Origin of the sequence: Trujillonella endophytica, assembly GCF_900110555.1 — a bacterium.
Taxonomy (GTDB): domain Bacteria; phylum Actinomycetota; class Actinomycetes; order Mycobacteriales; family Geodermatophilaceae; genus Trujillonella; species Trujillonella endophytica.
The window spans coordinates 56,105-73,374 of the sequence record NZ_FOEE01000018.1; the positions used below are offsets into that span (position 1 = coordinate 56,105).

Genomic DNA, 17,270 nt, shown 5'->3' on the forward strand with positions numbered 1-17,270 from the left:
CGGCGGGCTCCGCGGCGACGCTGCCGGCGGGGGACCGGTCAGACTGGGTGGGTGGGGGAGCGCTGGGCGGACGGCGGGCAGGCGGCGGTAGCTGCGCGGGTGCCCGGGGCCGCCGCGCTCGGGCTGGTCGCGCCGCCGGTCGGGACGGTCGTCCCGGGCCCGGTCCTGGCCGATCCGGGGTGGACGGCGGAGCGGGTCGCCGAGCTCGGCCGCCGCTACCGCAGCGCCGACCGGCGGGTTCTCGCGATCGTGTGGTGGTACTCGCTGTCCGCCGTCCTCGTGACGCCGCCGCTGGCCGGGCTGGCCACCGGGGTGCCGCTGTCGGCGCGGCTGGCCGACCTGTCGGTGACGGTGCTCGCCGGGGGGACGCCGGTGGCCGCGGTGTCGGGGGCGCCGTGGGGCGACGTCGCCGGGGAGCTGCGCGAGTCGCTGGCCGCCGTCGTGGCCGCGGTCGCGCTGGCGGGGGACGTGCGGCCCGCGCCGCTGTGGGCGATCGCCACCGACTCCATCGCCAACCGGCTGCTGGCGCTGGGGCGGGCGCTGGGGGACGTCGGCGCCGTCACCGCGCTGGCCGCCCCGGTCGCGGCCGCGATCGGCCCGCCGCTGCCCGCACCGCGCTACGTCGACGTCGGCCCACGGGCGGTGCGCTTCACCCGGCGCGCCTCGTGCTGCCAGCTGTACCGCCTGCCCGGTGAGGGCCTGTGCACCTCCTGCCCCCGCCGCCCGCCCGCCGAGCGCCAGGTCCTGCTCCACGACACGGCCGAGCGCATCCCCTGAGCGACTCCGTTCAGGGGAGGAAGAGCATCGAGTCGCCGTACTCGTGCCACAGGTAGCGCTCGGCGACGGCGGCCGCGTAGCCGCGGTCGACCAGGTCCGCCCCGGCGACGGCCTCCAGCAGCCGCAGGTGCGAGGCCTCGGGCGCGTGCAGCCCGGTGAGCAGCCCGGTCACCACCCGCGCGGGGCGCTCCGGGCCGAGCACGAGGTCGGTCCAGCCGGCCGCCGGGCGGGTGGCGCCGTCCTCGCCGGTGGCCGACTCCAGCGCCCGCGTGACGGTCGTGCCGACGGCGACCACCCGTCCGCCGGCCCGCCGCGTGGCCGTGACCAGCCGCGCCGTGACCTCGGGGACGGCGAAGCGCTCCGGCAGCGGCGGCTCGTGCACCTCCGGGCTGGACACCCCGGCGTGCAGCACCAGGGGGACGACCGGCACGCCGCGGGCCATGAGGCGCACCAGCAGCCGGTCGGTGAACGGGCGGCCGGCGCTGGCGTTCTCGGCGCTGCCCGGCTCGGTCGCGTACACGTTCTGCGCGTCGGCCAGGGTGACGCGGCCGCGCAAGTAGCCATAGGTGATCGGCCGGCCGTGCCCGGTCAGCACCGTGCGGACCTCGGCCGGCGGCTCGGGCCGGGCCCGCCACAGCCGCGATCCGCGGCCGGGGTGCGGGTGGCCGGCCAGCAGCCGCAGGGTGCCGCCGCCGGGCAGGTCCACCGTGCTGCCCGGCTCGACGCCGAGGTCGGGGCCGTCGTTGTCCGGCCGGCGCAGCTCGACGACCCAGTCGCCGTCGTCGAGGGGCGGGGAGACGTGCAGCGGCACGAGGACGCCGTCCCGCCGCCGGACGTCCAGCCGCGCCGGGAGCGTCGCCGACGTGTTCACCACCAGCAGGTCGCCGGGGGAGAGCAGGTCGGGCAGGTCCCGGAAGACGGCAGAGGTCACGCCGCCGGGGCGCACGGTCATCAGCCGGACGCCGTCGCGGGCGAGGCCCCGGCGCTCCGGGGGCGCCGTCGCCTCGGCGTCCGGGGGGAGCGCGAACCGGGCGGTCACGACCGCGCTCCCGCGGGGGTGAGCTCGGCGGCCGTGTACCGCCCGGAGGGCACCTCGGACTCCAGCAGGCGCAGCAGCGCGGGGACGACGCTCTCCGGCTCGGGGCGGTCGCCGATGTCCTCCCCGGGGAAGGCGGCCTGGTGCATGGCGGTGCGCATGTCGCCGGGGTCCAGGGCGAACACGCGCAGCGCCGGCTCCTCGGTGGCCAGCACGGCGCTGAGCCGGTCCAGCGCGGCCTTGCTCGCGCCGTACCCGCCCCACCCGGGATAGGCGGCGACGGCGGCGTCGCTGCTGACGTCCACCACGCGCCCGCCGGCGGCGCGCAGGGCGGGCAGCACCGCCTGGACCAGAGCCAGCGGGGCGACGGTGTTGACCGCCAGCAGCCGGGTCAGCGCCTCCGGTGCCAGGTCGGCCAGGCGGGGGAGCGGGCTCGGCCCGAGCTCGCTCGCGTTGTTCACCAGGGCGTCCAGCCGGTCCGGGACGGCGGCGGCGAGGGCGGACCGGTGCGCGGGGTCGGCGACGTCCCCCGGAACGGCCGTGACGAGGTCGGGGCGGGGCAGGCCGGCGACGGTCGCCGCGAGCCGGCCGGGATCCTGGGCGTCGACGACGAGCCGCCAGCCGCGGGCGTTGAGGGCGGTGGCCAGCGCGCGGCCGAGACCGCGGGAGGCGCCGGTGACGAGGGCGGTACGGATCTCCATGGCGAGTACGGTCTTGCCTCGAGTGGACTCGAGGTCAAGAGGATGACGCCGTGGATCTGATGACGATCGGCGACGTGGCGGCGCGCTCCGGGGTGGCCGTCTCCGCGCTGCGCTACTACGAGGCCGAGGGGCTGGTCAGCTGCGAGCGCACCGCGGGCGGCGCCCGGCGCTTCCCGCGCTCGGTGCTGCGCCGGCTGGCCTTCATCCGGGCCGCGCAGAACGTCGGGCTCTCGCTGCCGGAGATCCGCGCGGCCCTGGCGACCCTGCCGGAGGGGCGCACGCCGACGGCGCGGGACTGGGCCCGGCTGTCGGAGACCTGGCGCGCACGGCTGGACGAGCAGATCGCGGCCCTGGTGCAGCTGCGCGACGGGCTGTCCGCGTGCATCGGCTGCGGCTGCCTGTCGCTGTCCCGGTGCGCGCTGTCGAACCCGGGCGACACCGCGGCCGCGCACGGGCCGGGCGCCCGCTGGCTCTCCCCGGCCCTGCGCCGGGTGCCGCCGACCAGCAACTCCGGCCGGAGCCGGGGTGCGAGCCGGCCGGCCGGGGTAGGAGCGCCGGGACGGAAGGAGGGCCCATGACCTCGATGCCCGCCGCGTTCCTCGGCCACGGCAATCCCATGAACGCCCTGGAGAGCAACCGGTACACCGAGGCCTGGCGGTCGTTCGGCCGCTCGGTCCCGCGCCCGCGGGCGATCCTGGTCGTGTCCGCGCACTGGTACGTGCACGCGACCGCGGTCACCGCGATGGCCCGGCCGCGCACCATCCACGACTTCTTCGGGTTCCCCCCGGCGCTGTTCGAGGTCGACTACCCGGCTCCTGGGCTGCCGTCGCTCCTCGACGAGATCGCCGACGTCGTGAAGCCGATGTGGGTGGGGGCCGACCTGGACAGCTGGGGTATCGACCACGGGGCCTGGTCGGTGCTGCGGCATGCCTTCCCGGCCGCCGACGTCCCCGTGGTCCAGCTGTCGATCAACGCGCTCAAGCCCGCCGACTACCACCTGCAGCTCGGAGCGGCCCTCGCGCCGCTGCGGGCGGACGGCGTCCTGGTGATCGGCAGCGGCAACGTGGTGCACAACCTGGGCGGGGTGAGCCGGGCGCTGCCCGACGGCGGGTTCGACTGGGCGCGGCGCTTCGACGACGCGGCGCGTGAGCTGATGCTCGGCGACCCCTCGGGTGTCGGCCGGCTCGACGGGCACGGCGACTTCGACCTCGCCGTCCCGACGCCCGACCACTTCCTGCCACTGCTCTACGTCGCCGGGCTGGCGGCCGCGGCCGGCGAGCCGGCCGACGTGCTGGTCGACGGCTACGCGTACGGCTCGCTGTCGATGACGTCGTACACGGCCGGGGCGAGCGTCCCGTCGACCGGCGGCATCGGCGTCGCCGCCGCGCTGCCCGAGGACCCGCCCGCCGACGGCGCCAACATCTGACGCCGCCGACGGCCGGGCCCGGTACCGCCGACGGTCAGGCGGCGGGCGCCGCCCCCCCGCTCACCGGAGTAAAGGTCCCCTGCGGGCCCGCGGGCGCCGGGAGGGTCACCCCGGGGCCGGGCATGGCGCGGCCCGGGACGCCGTTCACCGACTCCGTGGAGTAGGCGAACGTGAGCATCGCGAAGGCGATCAGATCGCTGTTCACGTCCAGTGCGTGCAGGTCGAGGTTCTCGATCGTGTCGCAGGCCTCGTGGTAGCACGGGTCGAACTGCTCACCCGAGACGCCGCCCCAGATCGCCTGCTGCTCGTCGGTCTTGATCTCCTCCGCACCCGTGAACAGGCCACTGGAGGGGATCCCGGCGAGGATGAACGCCTCGTAGTCGCTGCGACCGGAGAACTCGGTGTCGTCGTAGGGCTCACCGATCAGCGTGTAGTACGACTCGTAGACGTCCTCGATGGCCGTCGAGCCCGCCGGGACGGGCACCGGCGCCTCGAAGGTGGACTCGTCGGCGTCGTAGACCATGAAGATGTAGTTGGGCGAGCCGACCATGTCGTAGTTCATGTACAGCGCGATCCGGTCCTGCTCGGCCTGCGGGAGGCCCGCCACGTAGTCGGCCGACCCCAGCAGGCCCTGCTCCTCGCCGGCCCACCACGCGAAGCGCAGCGTGTTCTCCGGGTGCGAGTTCGCCAGCAGCAGCGCGGTCTCCAGCAGCGCCGCCGAGCCCGAGCCGTTGTCGTTGATCCCGGGGCCCTCGATGACGCTGTCGAGGTGGGCGCCGGCCATGACCACGTTCGCGGTGTTCCGGCCCGGCAGTTCGGCGATGACGCTGTAGTCGGTCCGGGTCTCGGCGGGGAGCACCTGGACGAAGGCGGTCGAGCCCGGCTGGGCCAGGGCGACCCCGTCGGCGAAGCTGGCGCCGACCACGGGGATGCCGTGGGTGATGGGGCCGGGGGCGCCGGGGATCGGCTCGTCGACGCTGGTGGCGTCGGCGACGATGAGCGCCTCGCGGTCGGGGCTGTTGCCCTGGTTGAAGACGATCACGGCCTCGGCGCCGGCCTGCTCGGCGTAGAAAGCCTTGGTGCCGAAGAAGCAGGTGCCGCGCTGGACGAGGGCGATGTCGGCGGGCCCGCTGAAGTCCAGGCCGGTGAAGTCCGCGGCCTCGCAGCCGCTGGTCGAAGCGCGGTCTCCCGTGAGGTTGATGTCCACCGGGATGACCTGGCCCTCGACCAGGCCGCTGCCGCTGCCGGTGAAGACGCCGGTCTCGTAGTCGGCCGCCACCGGCGCCGTCTGCCGCAGCGTCGCCGGGAAGTTGAAGGTGATCTCCACCGGGTCGAGGGTCACCTGGTACCCGGCCTGCTCGAGCAGACCGGCGACGTAGTCGACGCTGGCCTGGTAGCCCGTCGTGCCGGCGGCCCGCGTGCCCGGGTAGATCGGGTCCACGCTGTTGTCCGCGATCTTCTGGAACTCGGTCAGGTGCTCCAGCACGCCGTCGGCGGTCATGCACTGCAGGAGCTTGTCGTAGGTGTTGTTGTTGCGGTTGTCGCACCCGTCGGCCGAGGCCGCCGTGGCCGGCACCAGCAGGGCCAGCACCACCCCGCCGATGCCGGCCGCGGCCACCCGTGGCGCCGTCCTGCTCCTGCCTGCCCCTACCCGTCGAGATCGCATCGTGTTCCCCTCCGTCTCGCTGTCGGTGACGGGGACGATGCCCCTCGCTCACAGCGGACGTACAGGTCCGTCACGGAACACGCCGCGGGGCGGTCGCCGCCGCGACCGCGACCGGTGTGTGCCGGAACGTGGAGCGACGTCGCGATCACCCGCCGTCAGGAGGGCGCGCGGACCCCGAGCGAGACGACCTCGCCGACCACCCAGACGGCCGGTGGGCCGATCCCCTCGGCGGCCAGCGTCGCGCCCAGCCCGGCCAGCGTGGTGCGCACGACCCGCTCGTCCGGGGTGGAGCCGTCGGCGATGACGGCGACCGGGGTGCCGGGCGCGCGGCCGTGCTCGACGAGGGCGGCCGCGATCTGCGGCGCGGTGTCGACGCCCATCAGGACGACGACGGTGCCGCGCAGTCGGCCGATCGCCGCCCAGTCCACCAGCGAGGCGGGGTGTCCCGGCGGCAGGTGCCCGGAGACGACGACGAACTCGTGGGTGAGCCCGCGGTGGGTGACCGGGATGCCCGCCAGGGCCGGGACGCCGATCGCCGACGTCACCCCCGGCACGACCTCGACCGGCACGCCCGCGGCCACGCAGGCCTCGACCTCCTCCATGCCCCGGCCGAAGACGAACGGGTCGCCGCCCTTGAGCCGGGCCACCCGCTTGCCGGCGAGCGCGTGCTCGACCAGCAGCGCGTTGATCTCCTCCTGCGCCATCGACCGGCCGCGGGGCAGCTTCGACGCGTCGATCACCTCGACGGTCGGCGGCAGCGAGGCCAGCAGCGACTGCGGCGCCAGGTGGTCGGCGACGACGACGTCGGCCTGGGCGACCGCCTGCCGGCCGCGGACGGTGATCAGCCCGGGGTCGCCCGGTCCGCCGCCGACCAGCACGACCGAGCCGGCCGGGCCGCCCGGGACGGGGCGGGCCACCCGGTCGGCGATCGAGCCGTCGGCCAGCCCGGCGAGGACGGCGTCGCGCACGCTCACCGCGCGCTGGGGGTCCCCGCCGCCGTGGATGCCGATCACCAGGTCGCCCTGCCGCCCGACGGCGGGGGTCCAGACGCTCGACGCGGCCCGGTCGTCGGCCCGGGCGCAGAAGATCCGGTTGCGCTCGGCCTCCGCGGCGACCGCGGCGTTGACCTCCCGGTCGTCGGTGGCGGCCACCGCGTACCAGGCGCCCTCGAGGTCGCCGGAGGAGTACCGGCGGCGGATCCAGGTCAGCGACCCGGGGGCGACGAACGCCTCGAGCGCGGGGGTGACCTCGGGGCTGACGAGGACGACGTCGGCGCGCGCCTCCAGCAGGCCGGCCACCCGGCGGTGGGCGACCTGGCCGCCGCCGACGACGACGACGCGGCGGCCGAGCAGCCGCAGGCCGATGGGGTAGACGACCCCGGTGCGGGGATCGACGGGGGTCTCCGGCATCAGTTCTTCTCCGTGACCCCGGCCGAGTCGAACGTCGCCACGTCCTGCAACGCCCGCGCCGCCGAGGCGACCAGGGGCAGGGCCAGCAGCGCGCCGGTGCCCTCGCCCAGCCGCAGGTCCAGCCCGAGCAGCGGCCGCAGCCCCAGGGCGCGGAGCGCGGGGGCGTGCCCCGGCTCGGCCGAGCTGTGCCCGGCCAGCGCGTACTGCAGCGCGGTCGGGCAGAGCGCGGCCGCGACCAGCGCCGCGGACCCCGCGATCACGCCGTCGAGCAGCACCGGCACCCGCGCCGCGGCGGCGCCCAGCACGAAGCCGGCGATCGCGGCGTGCTCGAGCCCGCCGACCTCGGCCAGCGTGGCCAGCGCCTCCTCGGGGGTGCCGGGCCGGCCGGGCAGCCGGCCGACCGCGCGCTCGACGACGGCGACCTTGCGGGCCAGCGTCGGGTCGTCGACGCCGGTGCCGCGACCGGTGGCCGCGGGGGCCGGCGTGCCGGTGAAGGCGCAGATCAGCGCCGCCGAGGCGGTGGTGTTGGCGATGCCCATGTCCCCGCTGACCAGGCAGCCGTGGTCGGCGGCGAGCGCGGTGGCGACCTCGATGCCCACTTCGACCGCGCGGCGGGCCTCGTCGAGGGTCATGGCGGGGCCGACGGCGAGGTCGGCGGTGCCCGGCCGCACGGAACGCCGGAGCAGGCGGTCGGTCTGCTCCACCGCGTACGGCGTCGCCACCCCGACGTCCACCACGACGACGTCGGCACCCAGTTGCGCGGCGAAGGCGTTCACCACGGCGCCGCCGGCCAGGAAGTTGGCGACCATCTGCGCGGTCACCTCCTGCGGCCACGGGGTGACGCCCTGGGCGTGCACGCCGTGGTCGGCGGCGAAGACGGCGACGGCGGCCGGCGCGGGCAGCGGCGCCGGGCAGTTGCCGGCGATCCCGGCGAGCTGCGCGGCGACGTCCTCGAGGACGCCGAGCGAGCCCGGGGGCTTGGTCATGCGGTCCAGCCGCTCGCGGGCGGCCTGCTCGGCGGCGGCGTCGCGCGGGGCGATCGCGGCGATCGTCTCGCCCAGCGGGGTGCCGGCGAAGGGGGTCGGGTCGGTGTTCAGCGGATCTCCTCCGGGGCAGGGGGTGCGGTCCGCGACGTCGGGGACGGGGGACCAAGGATCGCAGCGAGGTCGGTGGCGAGCGCACGGGAGGTCGCCGGATCGCGGACGGCGACCCGCAGGTGGTCGTCGTCCAGGCCGGGGAAGGTGTCGCCGCGGCGCACCGCCCAGCCCCGCGCGCGCAGCTCGGCCCGCACCCGCGCGCCGCCGGGCACGCGCAGCAGCACGAACGACGACCGGGGCTCGCCGACCACCGTCGCGGCGGGCGGGAGGGCGGCCAGCAGCGCCGCGCGGGAGACCCCGAGCTCGGCCGCCGCGGCGTCCGCCTCGGCCCGGGCGGCGGGGGAGCTGCACGCGGTCAGCGCGGCCAGCGCCGGGGTGGACACCGGCCACTGCGGCTGGGCGGCCCCGAGCGCGGCGATCAGGTCCGCTGCCCCCAGCGCGTAGCCGACGCGCAGCCCGGCCAGGCCCCAGGTCTTGGTCAGGCTGCGGACGACGAGCACCCCGGGCAGGTCGCGGCACCCGGCCAGCGACTCCGGCTCGCCCGGCACGGTGTCGGCGAAGGCCTCGTCGACCACGAGCACCCGACCGGGGCGGGCCAGCGCGGCGACCGCCCCGGCGGGGTGCAGCACCGAGGTCGGGTTGGTCGGGTTGCCGAGCACGACGAGGTCGGCGTCGGCGGGGACGGCCGCCGGGTCCAGCCGGTAGTCAGGTGCGGGCAGCAGCAGCCGCTCGACCGGGTGCCCCGCGGCGCGCAGCGCCGCCTCCGGTTCGGTGAACGAGGGGTGGACGACGACGGCGCGGCGGGGGGCCAGCGCCCGCGCCACCAGCACGAACACCTCGGCGGCGCCGGCGGCGAGCAGGACCTCCTCCGGGGGGCGGCCGTGCGCGGCGGCGACGGCGGCGCGCGCCGGGGCGGGATCGGGATAGGCGGCGACGTCGTCCAGGGCCCGGTGCAGCACCTCGCGCAACCAGGCCGGCGGGGTGCCGGTGCGGACGTTCACGGCGAGGTCGACCAGCCCGGGGGCGAGCTCGGCGTCCCCGTGGTGGTGGAGGTCGTACGTCACGGTGTCCACGGTTCGCTCCCGCGGGGCCGCTCCGCTCCTCGCTCGTTCCTCGCTGCGATGCTCACGCCCCTGTCCGCTCACGGTGTCCACGGTTCGCTCCCGCGGGCCACCGCCACGGTGACCCGGCCGTGCACCGTCCGCGGGACGACGAGGGTGCCGCCGCCCAGCAGCGCGGCGGCCTCGGCGACCGACGGCGTGCCGACCGCCGCGGCCACCCGCGCCGACGGGGCGGGCACGGCGACCGCGGCCAGCTCCGCCGCGGAGTGGCCGGCGAGCGGCCAGCCGCGGGCGGCCGCGGCGGCGGCGATCCCCGGCTCCGCGGCGCGGACGTCGAGGGTGGCCAGGCGGACGTCCGCGGCGCCGGCGGGCAGCACGGCGTCGACGGCGGCCAGCACCTCCTCGGCGGTCACGCCGGGCCGGGCGCCGATGCCCACCCTCACGTCGGCACCCCCGGCCGCGCGGGGAGGGAGGCCAGCAGCTCCGCGGCGTCGCGGGGGAGCGCGCCGGCGGGGAGCAGCCCGAGCGCGCGCAGCCGGGCGCCCACGGTGAGCGCCCAGGGGCGGTCGAGGCGGGCGCGGGCGAGCAGGGCGTCGTCGCCCAGGACCTCCGCCGGCCGGCCCTGCACCACCCGCCGGTCGACCACGACGGCGATCTCGTCGGCCCAGCGCAGCGCCAGGTCGACGTCGTGGGTGCTCATGACGACCGTCGTGCCGGTGGCCTGGAGCCGGGCGAGCGCGGCCAGGGCCTCGGTCACCGCGGAGGGGTCCAGGCCCGCGGTCGGCTCGTCGAGCAGCAGCACGCAGGGGCGCATGGCGACGGCGCCGGCGATCGCCACCCGCTTGCGCTCGCCGTAGGAGAGCTGGTGGGTGGGGCGGGCGGCGAGGCCGTCGACGGCGAGCAGCGCGAGCGCCTCGGCGACCCGCTCGCGGACGGCGTCCTCGCCCAGGCCCAGGTTGAGCGGGCCGAACGAGACGTCCTGCGCGACGGAGGCGCTGAACAGCTGGTCGTCGGGGTCCTGCAGGACCAGCTGCACCTCCTGCCGGTGGGCGCGCAGGCCGCGGCGGGTGTGCTGCAGCCGCGCGCCGTCGAGGAGCACCGCGCCCGCGGCGGGCTCCAGGGAGCCGGACAGGCACCGCAGCAGCGTCGTCTTGCCCGAGCCGTTGGCGCCCAGCAGGGCCAGCCGGCGGCCGGCGGGCACCGTGAGCGAGGCGCCGTCGAGCACGTGCCGCCCGCGCTCGTACCCGGCGGCCAGCCCCTCGGCGGCGAGGCAGCGGTGGGTCACGCGACCGCCAGCGACGCGGAGACGATGCCTGCCAGGCCCAGGGCGGAGCAGGCCAGGAAGGGGCGCGACGACGGCAGGACCTCGGGGAGCACGCGCAGGCCCGTCTCGAGACCGCGGCCGGCGAGGCCCTCCTGCATCCGGCGGGCACGGTCCCAGGAGCGGGTGAGCACCGCGGCGGCCAGCAGCCCGGTCGAGCGCCAGGACCGGCGCCACGTCGAGTGGCCCATGCGCGCCGCCTGCGCCTCGCGGATGGTGGACAGGCTCTCCAGCAGCACGAACAGCAGGCGGTAGGTCACCGACGCGACCTCCACCACCGCGGCCGGCACCCGCAGCCGGCGCAGCGCGGGAAGCAGGTCGGCCATCGGCGTCGTGGTGGCCAGCAGCAGGACGGCGGCGCCGCCGGCCAGGGCGTGGCCGACCAGCGCGCCGGCGGAGGTCGCGGCGTCGGGTGCCCAGCCGAGGCCGCCGTCCACGGACACCACCGCGGTCAGGGCGCCGACGGCGACGAAGGCGAGGGGCAGGCGGACCGCGCGGCCGAAGGTCCGGGCGGGCACCCGCGCCGGGCCGAGGGCGAGCGCGACGGCGACCGCGGCGACCAGCACGCTGCCCGGCCAGGCGGGCAGCACGAGCGCGCAGACGACCAGGCCGAGGCAGAGCAGGAGCTTGTCCCCGGGGGAGCGGCGGCGCCAGGCGCTGGCCCAGGCGGCGTCGTCGACGGCGAGTCCGGTCACGGGGCCTCGGCGGCTTCCGGGACCGGGGGCGCGGCCGGGGTGCTCGAGCGGCGGCCGCGCAGCCGGCCGACGACGTAGCCGAGCACGGCGCCGCCCAGCGCGGCCTGCACGGCGAACAGCCCGGACTCGACCTCCCCGGACGGGGAGAACACCGACTCGTACCAGGGCGTGTAGCCGGTCTCCTCGATCGCCTCGGTGGCCCGGCCGTCGGAGCCCGAGTAGTCCGAGGACCCGCCGTCGAGCAGCAGCGGAACGGCGAAGAGCGCCACGACGCCGAGCACGAGCAGCACGGTGACCAGCGTGCGGCGGCTCATCGGGCGCCGCCCTCGGCCGGGGCGGCGACCGGCCGGAGCAGGCCCAGTCTCTCGAGCTCGGGCCGGGCGTTGACGGTGAGCACCCGGAACAGCAGCACCCCGAGCAGCCCCTCGCCGATGGCCAGCGGGATCTGGGTGACGGCGAAGACCCCGAGGAACTTCGCCAGCGCCCCGGCCGTCCCGCTGCCCGCGTCGGGAAAGGCGAGGGCGAGCTGTACCGACGTCGTCAGGTAGGTGGCCAGGTCGGCGACGACCAGGGCGACGAACACCCCCGGCAGCAGGCCGCCGCCGACGCCGTGGGTCAGCCGGAACGCGGCGTAGCCGGCCCAGGGCCCGACGACGGCGAAGGCGACCGCGTTGGCCCCGAGGGTGGTGAGCCCGCCGTGGGCCAGCAGCAGCGCCTGGAACAGCAGCACCACCGTGCCGAGCAGCGCCATCACCGGTGGCCGGAAGAGCACCGCGCCGGCGCCGGTGCCCGTGGGGTGGCTGGAGCTGCCGGTGACCGAGGGCAGCTTGATCGCGCTGAGCACGAAGGTGAACGCGCCGGCCGCCCCGAGCAGGAGCGTGTTCTCCGGGTGCTCGCGCACCTCCTTCACGACCGCGCGGGCGCCGTGCACGACGAAGGGCGCGGCGGCGACGGTCCAGCCCACCGCGTGCAGCGGCGGCAGGAACCCCTCAGCGATGTGCATGCTGCTCCGATCGGTCGGCGGCCGCGCAGGAGGACACGAACCGGGTGGCCAGCTGGGGGCTGCCCGCCCAGTGCAGGTGCAGGTAGGAGGCGTGCACCGGGCCCGCGGCAACCCCCTCGGCGGTGGCGTCGTCCGGGCCCGACCAGTGCCAGGCCGGGGTCGGGCCGGCCGGCGGGGTCGCCGTCGTCCGGTGGAACTCGTGCCCGCGCACCCGGGTGCCGGCGACGGCCAGCACCGAGTCGGCGGCCGCGACCGCCGCGCGGTAGCCCAGGGTCAGCCGCGGGGTCATCGCGGTGGTGACGTCGAGGACGCCGCACATCGAGTGCCCGTCCAACTCCCGGGAGAGGTAGAGCAGGCCGGCGCACTCCGCGGCGACCGGCGCCCCGCGGGCGGCGAGCGCGGCGACGTCGGCCCGCAGGCCGGCGTTGGCGGACAGCTCGGCCGCGTACACCTCGGGAAAGCCGCCGCCGACGACGAGCCCGGCCGTGCCGGCGGGCAGGCGCTCGTCGCGGAGCGGGTCGACGGTCACCACGTCGGCGCCGGCCGCGGCCAGCAGCTCGGCGTTCTCCGCGTAGCCGAAGGTGAAGGCGGGCCCGCCCGCGACCGCGATGCGCGGCCGGCCGGGCACGACGTCGACCTCGGCGGCGGGGTCCCACGGGGCGGCGGGGAGCCCGGGCGCGGTCCGGGCCAGCGCGAGGACGGCGTCCAGGTCCACCCCGGCCGCGACGACCTCGCCGAGCCGGCGCACCGTGGCCAGCGCCTCGGCCGAGCGCTCGGCGGCCGGCACCAGGCCCAGGTGCCGCGACGGCGTCCCCACCGCGTCGGTGCGGGGGACCGCGCCCAGGACGGGGACCCCGGCGCCGGCGAGCGCCTCGCGCAGGATCGCCTCGTGCCGCGCGCTGCCGACGCGGTTGAGCACCACCCCGCCCAGCCGCACCGTGGGGTCGAACGTGGCGAACCCGTGCACCAGTGCGGCGACGCTCTGGGCCTGGGCGCTCGCGTCGACCACCAGCACGACCGGCGCCCGCAGCAGCCCGGCCACGTGCGCGGTCGAGCCGAACCCGGCCGGCACGTGCGGGTGGCTGGCGCCGTCGAACAGACCCATGACGCCCTCGACGACCGCGACGTCGGCCCCGCGCGCCCCGTGCAGGAACAGCGGCGCGATCCGCTCCTCGCCGACGAGCCAGGGGTCGAGGTTGCGGCCCGGGCGCCCGGCGGCCAGGCCGGCGTACCCGGGATCGATGTAGTCGGGGCCGACCTTGTGCGGGGAGACGGCCAGGCCGCGGGCGGTGAGTGCGGCGACGAGGCCGGTCGTGATCGACGTCTTGCCGGCGCCGCTGGTGGGCGCGGCGACGACGAGTCGCGGCGCGCTCACCACTCGATCCCCCGCTGGCCCTTCTGGCCGGCGTCCATCGGGTGCTTGACCTTGGTCATCTCCACGACCAGGTCCGCGGCCTCGACCAGCGCCGGATGGGCGTTCCGGCCGGTGATCACCACGTGCTGGGTGCCGGGCCGGGTCCGCAGCGTCTCGACCACCTCCTCGACGTCCACCCAGCCCCAGTGGACGGGGTAGGTGAACTCGTCGAGGACGTAGAAGCGGTGCGCCTCGGAGGCCAGGTCGCGGCGGATCTGCGCCCAGCCCTCGGCGGCGTCGGCGGCGTGGTCGACCTCGGTGCCCTGCCGGCGCGACCAGCTCCAGCCGCTGCCCATCTTGTGCCAGGTGACGGGGCCGCCCTCGCCGGTCTGCTCGTGCAGCCGGCCCAGCGCGGTGAGCGCGTTCTCCTCGCCGACCCGCCACTTGGCGCTCTTGACGAACTGGTAGACCGCGATCGACCAGCCCTGGTTCCACGCCCGCATGGCCATGCCGAACGCGGCGGTGGACTTGCCCTTCATCTCACCGGTGTGGACGACGAGCAGCGGGCGGTTGCGGCGGGCCCGCGTGGTCAGCCCGTCGTCGGGGGTGACGGCGACCCTCCCCTGCGGCATGTCAGGCGGCCTCTCGGACGGCGCGCACTGTGCCGGCCAGCGTCTCGGCGGCCAGTTCCTCCAGCCGGAGCGTCTGCGCCCCGAGGTGCGCCCCGAGCGTGGCCGCCAGCCCGAGGCGGACCGGCCCGGACTCGCAGTCGACGACGACGCTCGCCGTTCCCGCCGCGGCCAGCAGCCCGGCCGCGCGGGCGGCCTGCCCGAGGGCATCGGTGCCGCGCGCGCCGGTGGCCCGCCCGTCGGTGACGACGACCAGCAGCGGACGGCGCTGCGGCTCGCGCACCCGTTCCACCCGCAGGACCTCGTGCGCCCGCAGCAGCCCCGCGGCCAGCGGCGTGCGGCCCCCGGTGGGCAGGTCGCGCAGCCGGGTGGCGGCGGCCTCGACCGACCAGGTGGGCGGCAGGGCGAGCTCCGCGTCCCCGCCGCGGAAGGTGATCAGCCCGACCTTGTCGCGGCGCTGGTAGGCGTCCAGCAGCAGGGAGAGGACGGCGCCCTTGACCGCGCCCATCCGCGCCTGCGAGCCCATCGAGCCGCTGGCGTCGACGACGAACAGCACGAGGTTGCCCTCGCGGCCCTCGAGGGTGGCCTGGCGGAGGTCCTCGCGGGCGATCCGCAGCCCCGGGCCGGTGCGGCCGCGGGCGCGCTGGTGCGGGGCGGCGGCGAGCACCGTGCCGGTGAGGTGCAGGCGGGTGACCGGGCCGGCGGGGCGGGTCGCGCCGACCACCCGGCCGCGCTCGGACCGCGCCCGCGACCGGCGGCCGGCCGCGCCGGCGCCGATGCCGGGCACCTCCAGCCGGCGGGCGCGGAAGGGGTCCGCGGGGGCGACGGCCCCCCGCTCGGGCGCGGGCGCGGAGGGGTGAGCGGAGTCGCTCGGTGACGGTTCCTGCGCGTCTGCGACTCCGCTCCCGCCATCCTCGGGCCCGCCGACGTCGGGGGAGGGGCCGTCGGGGGAGGGGCCGCTGCCGTCCGGGCCGGGGTCGGTGGGCTCGGGGTCGGTCGGGTCCTCGGGCTCCTCGGGGCGGGCGTCGGCGAGTGCCCGGTCGAGGGTCTCGTCGTCCAGGCCGGGGGCGTCGAAGGGGTTGCGCCGGCGGCGGTGCGGCAGGGCGAGGCGGGCGGCGACCCGGACGTCGTCCTCGGTCACGGTGTCCCGCCCGCTCCACGCGGCGTGCGCGATCGCGGCGCGGGCGGTCACCAGGTCGGCACGCAGTCCGTCGACGTCGAAGGCCGCGCAGACCGAGGTCACCTGGCGCAGCGCGTCGTCGCCGAGGACGACGTGCGGGAGGCGCGCCCGGGCGGCGGCGATGCGACCGGCCAGCGCCGACTCCTCGGCCGCCCAGGCCGCGCCGAACCCGGTGGGGTCGGCGTCGGCGGCGAACCGCCGGCGGACCACCTCGGCGCGCTCGTCCGGATCGCGCGGCGCGGCGACCTCCACGGTCAGGCCGAACCGGTCCAGCAGCTGCGGCCGCAGCTCGCCCTCCTCCGGGTTCATGGTCCCGACCAGCAGGAACCGGGCCGCGTGCCGGACCGAGACGCCCTCGCGCTCCACGTAGGCGGTGCCCATCGCGGCCGCGTCGAGGAGCAGGTCGACGAGGTGGTCGTGCAGCAGGTTGACCTCGTCGACGTAGAGGACGCCGCGGTGCGCGGCGGCCAGCAGGCCGGGCTCGAAGGCCTTGACCCCCTCGGTCAGCGCCCGCTCCAGGTCCAGCGAGCCGACGACCCGGTCCTCCGAGGCGCCGACGGGCAGCTCGACCAGGCGGGCCGGGCGGCCGCCGGCGGGCGCGCCGGGGTCGTGCGGGCCGTCGGGGCAGGCCGGGTCGGGGGCGGCGGGGTCGCAGGCGAACCGGCAGCCGGTGACGACGGCGACCGGGGGCAGCACCGCGGTGAGGGCGCGCACCGCCGTCGACTTCGCCGTCCCCTTCTCGCCGCGGACCAGCACGCCGCCGATGGCGGGGGAGACGGCGTTGAGCAGCAGGGCCAGGCGCATGTCGGCCATGCCGACGACGGCGCTGAAGGGAAAGCTCACGCGGCGAACACGCGCACGACGGCGTCCTCTCCCCGGGTGTCCACGCCCGGAGGTGGCAGGGACGACGGCGAGAGTCTCCTGGCTCCCGGATCAGCGCCCGGCCCCTGCCTTCCCACTCCGGAGAGCAGTGGCATGCATGGGGTCGGACTCCCCGGTCACAGTGGCGGGACCGCGCCGGAATCTCACCGGACTTCCTCCACTGCCGTCGTTGTGGCGGCGACATCACATCACGGACCCGGGGCTCGCCGACAGCCACCCGTCACTTGACGGACCGGAAAGTGACGGGGCAGACTTTCCGACATGGAAAGTCACGGGATCGACCGGGAGACCGCCGCCGCCCAGCTCGCCGCGCTGCGGACCGATCGAGCGGCGCTGGCCGAGCGGGTGCTGCAGCCGTGGTGGTACGACGTCGCCCTCGGGCTGCTGCTGTTCGGCTTCCTGTCGACCTACGTGATCGACTCGGCGTGGATGCGGTTCCCGGCGCTGTTCGTGTTCCTCGCCGGCCTCGGGGCGCTGGTGGCGGTCTACCGGCGGCGGACCGGCATCTGGGTGAACGCGGACGCTCCGGCCATGAAGGTGTGGCTCGTCCTGGTGCTCGTCGTCGCGGTGCCGGCGCTCGTGCTGGCCGAGGGCTTCGACCAGCGCTGGGCCATGGTGGTCGCCGGCGCGGTGCTCGGCGTCGCGGTCGCCCTGCTCAGCCGGCGCTGGGGGCGGGCCTACGCCGCCGAGCTGCGCGAGGGCGAGGTGTGACGGTGGTGGCGCCGCGGTTCGACGCGGTCATCCACCCCCCGCCCCGGCTGCAGATCTGCGGGCTGCTCGCGGTCGTGGACACGATGGAGTTCGCCGCCGCGCGCGACGCCGTGGGGGTCAGCGACTCGGTGCTGTCCAAGCACGTCAAGCAGCTGGAGGCGGCCGGCTACGTGAAGGTGCAGAAGGCGACCATCGCCTCCCGGCAGCGGACCAGCCTGGCGCTGACCCCGGAGGGTCGGCGCGCCTTCGACGCGCACGTGGCCGAGCTCCGGCGCATCACCGGCGGCGGGTGAGGGGCGTCGGTCCCCGCCCGGCAGACTGA

The 17,270-nt window shown here is 77.2% G+C and carries 19 protein-coding genes and 1 riboswitch; of the genes, 5 read left to right on the forward strand and 14 right to left on the reverse strand.

Annotated elements, in window-relative coordinates; genetic code table 11:
• Positions 1-51 precede the first annotated feature (51 nt).
• Positions 52-777 (forward strand): (2Fe-2S)-binding protein, encoded by a 726-nt coding sequence (locus tag BMY88_RS21005; RefSeq protein WP_244524831.1) that lies wholly within the window; start codon positions 52-54, stop codon positions 775-777.
• Between the two features lie 10 nt (positions 778-787).
• On the opposite strand, the gene BMY88_RS21010 is transcribed toward BMY88_RS21005, so the two are convergent.
• Together BMY88_RS21010 and BMY88_RS21015 are read right to left on the reverse strand one after the other, a co-directional pair.
• Positions 788-1,816, reverse strand: coding sequence for an S-adenosylmethionine:tRNA ribosyltransferase-isomerase (locus BMY88_RS21010; RefSeq protein WP_091948494.1), 1,029 nt, complete (start codon positions 1,814-1,816; stop codon positions 788-790).
• The gene (locus BMY88_RS21015; RefSeq protein WP_091948497.1) at positions 1,813-2,514 is read right to left on the reverse strand and encodes an SDR family NAD(P)-dependent oxidoreductase; all 702 of its coding nucleotides are present in this window, start codon (positions 2,512-2,514) and stop codon (positions 1,813-1,815) included. The genes BMY88_RS21010 and BMY88_RS21015 overlap by 4 nt, the downstream gene beginning before the upstream one ends.
• A 59-nt stretch (positions 2,515-2,573) precedes the next feature.
• On the opposite strand from BMY88_RS21015, the gene soxR reads away from it, so the two are divergent.
• Both soxR and ygiD read left to right on the forward strand, forming a co-directional pair.
• Positions 2,574-3,092 (forward strand): redox-sensitive transcriptional activator SoxR, encoded by a 519-nt coding sequence (gene soxR, locus BMY88_RS21020; RefSeq protein ID WP_091948613.1) that lies wholly within the window; start codon positions 2,574-2,576, stop codon positions 3,090-3,092.
• Positions 3,089-3,940, forward strand: coding sequence for a 4,5-DOPA-extradiol-dioxygenase (gene ygiD / locus BMY88_RS21025; protein WP_170861219.1), 852 nt, complete (start codon positions 3,089-3,091; stop codon positions 3,938-3,940). The genes soxR and ygiD overlap by 4 nt, the downstream gene beginning before the upstream one ends.
• Positions 3,941-3,974: 34 nt before the next feature.
• Here ygiD and BMY88_RS21030 read toward each other — a convergent pair whose 3' ends face one another.
• The 12 genes from BMY88_RS21030 to BMY88_RS21085 all read right to left on the reverse strand — a co-directional run bounded on the left by BMY88_RS21030 (position 3,975) and on the right by BMY88_RS21085 (position 16,198).
• Entirely contained in the window at positions 3,975-5,558 is a 1,584-nt protein-coding gene (locus BMY88_RS21030; protein ID WP_211435764.1) for a M28 family peptidase, read from the reverse strand.
• 203 nt (positions 5,559-5,761) lie between these two features.
• Positions 5,762-7,015, reverse strand: coding sequence for a uroporphyrinogen-III C-methyltransferase (cobA, locus tag BMY88_RS21035; RefSeq protein ID WP_091948502.1), 1,254 nt, complete (start codon positions 7,013-7,015; stop codon positions 5,762-5,764).
• The gene (gene cobT / locus BMY88_RS21040; protein WP_091948619.1) at positions 7,015-8,112 is read right to left on the reverse strand and encodes a nicotinate-nucleotide--dimethylbenzimidazole phosphoribosyltransferase; all 1,098 of its coding nucleotides are present in this window, start codon (positions 8,110-8,112) and stop codon (positions 7,015-7,017) included. The genes cobA and cobT overlap by 1 nt, the downstream gene beginning before the upstream one ends.
• A complete protein-coding gene (cobC, locus tag BMY88_RS21045) occupies positions 8,109-9,185 on the reverse strand; it encodes an Rv2231c family histidinol phosphate aminotransferase CobC (protein WP_091948505.1) in 1,077 nt (358 codons plus the stop codon). Before cobC ends, cobT begins: the two co-directional genes overlap by 4 nt.
• Before the next feature lie 68 nt (positions 9,186-9,253).
• Positions 9,254-9,616 carry a cobalamin biosynthesis protein gene (locus BMY88_RS21050; protein ID WP_091948508.1) on the reverse strand — a complete coding sequence of 121 codons (363 nt, stop codon included), beginning with the start codon at positions 9,614-9,616 and terminating at the stop codon, positions 9,254-9,256.
• Positions 9,613-10,458 (reverse strand): energy-coupling factor ABC transporter ATP-binding protein, encoded by an 846-nt coding sequence (locus tag BMY88_RS21055; RefSeq protein ID WP_091948511.1) that lies wholly within the window; start codon positions 10,456-10,458, stop codon positions 9,613-9,615. Before BMY88_RS21055 ends, BMY88_RS21050 begins: the two co-directional genes overlap by 4 nt.
• Complete coding sequence (gene cbiQ / locus BMY88_RS21060; RefSeq protein ID WP_091948514.1) at positions 10,455-11,189, reverse strand: cobalt ECF transporter T component CbiQ; 735 nt, start codon at positions 11,187-11,189, stop codon at positions 10,455-10,457. Before cbiQ ends, BMY88_RS21055 begins: the two co-directional genes overlap by 4 nt.
• Positions 11,186-11,503: an energy-coupling factor ABC transporter substrate-binding protein gene (locus BMY88_RS21065; protein WP_091948516.1), complete on the reverse strand. Its 318-nt coding sequence runs from the start codon at positions 11,501-11,503 to the stop codon at positions 11,186-11,188. Before BMY88_RS21065 ends, cbiQ begins: the two co-directional genes overlap by 4 nt.
• Positions 11,500-12,192: an energy-coupling factor ABC transporter permease gene (locus BMY88_RS21070; RefSeq protein WP_091948519.1), complete on the reverse strand. Its 693-nt coding sequence runs from the start codon at positions 12,190-12,192 to the stop codon at positions 11,500-11,502. Before BMY88_RS21070 ends, BMY88_RS21065 begins: the two co-directional genes overlap by 4 nt.
• Positions 12,179-13,567 carry a cobyrinic acid a,c-diamide synthase CobB gene (locus BMY88_RS21075; protein WP_091948522.1) on the reverse strand — a complete coding sequence of 463 codons (1,389 nt, stop codon included), beginning with the start codon at positions 13,565-13,567 and terminating at the stop codon, positions 12,179-12,181. Before BMY88_RS21075 ends, BMY88_RS21070 begins: the two co-directional genes overlap by 14 nt.
• Positions 13,564-14,178 carry a cob(I)yrinic acid a,c-diamide adenosyltransferase gene (gene cobO, locus BMY88_RS21080; protein WP_091948525.1) on the reverse strand — a complete coding sequence of 205 codons (615 nt, stop codon included), beginning with the start codon at positions 14,176-14,178 and terminating at the stop codon, positions 13,564-13,566. The genes BMY88_RS21075 and cobO overlap by 4 nt, the downstream gene beginning before the upstream one ends.
• A 1-nt stretch (position 14,179) precedes the next feature.
• Entirely contained in the window at positions 14,180-16,198 is a 2,019-nt protein-coding gene (locus tag BMY88_RS21085; RefSeq protein WP_091948528.1) for a putative cobaltochelatase, read from the reverse strand.
• Positions 16,199-16,247: 49 nt separating this feature from the next.
• Positions 16,248-16,420: riboswitch (cobalamin riboswitch) on the reverse strand.
• Positions 16,421-16,498: 78 nt separating this feature from the next.
• Between BMY88_RS21085 and BMY88_RS21090 the strand changes: the two genes are divergently transcribed.
• Together BMY88_RS21090 and BMY88_RS21095 are read left to right on the forward strand one after the other, a co-directional pair.
• On the forward strand, positions 16,499-16,948 hold the full coding sequence (locus BMY88_RS21090; RefSeq protein WP_091948531.1) for a hypothetical protein: 450 nt from the start codon (positions 16,499-16,501) through the stop codon (positions 16,946-16,948).
• 2 nt (positions 16,949-16,950) lie between these two features.
• Positions 16,951-17,241, forward strand: coding sequence for a transcriptional regulator (locus BMY88_RS21095; RefSeq protein ID WP_244524832.1), 291 nt, complete (start codon positions 16,951-16,953; stop codon positions 17,239-17,241).
• The last annotated feature ends 29 nt before the right edge of the window (positions 17,242-17,270 follow it).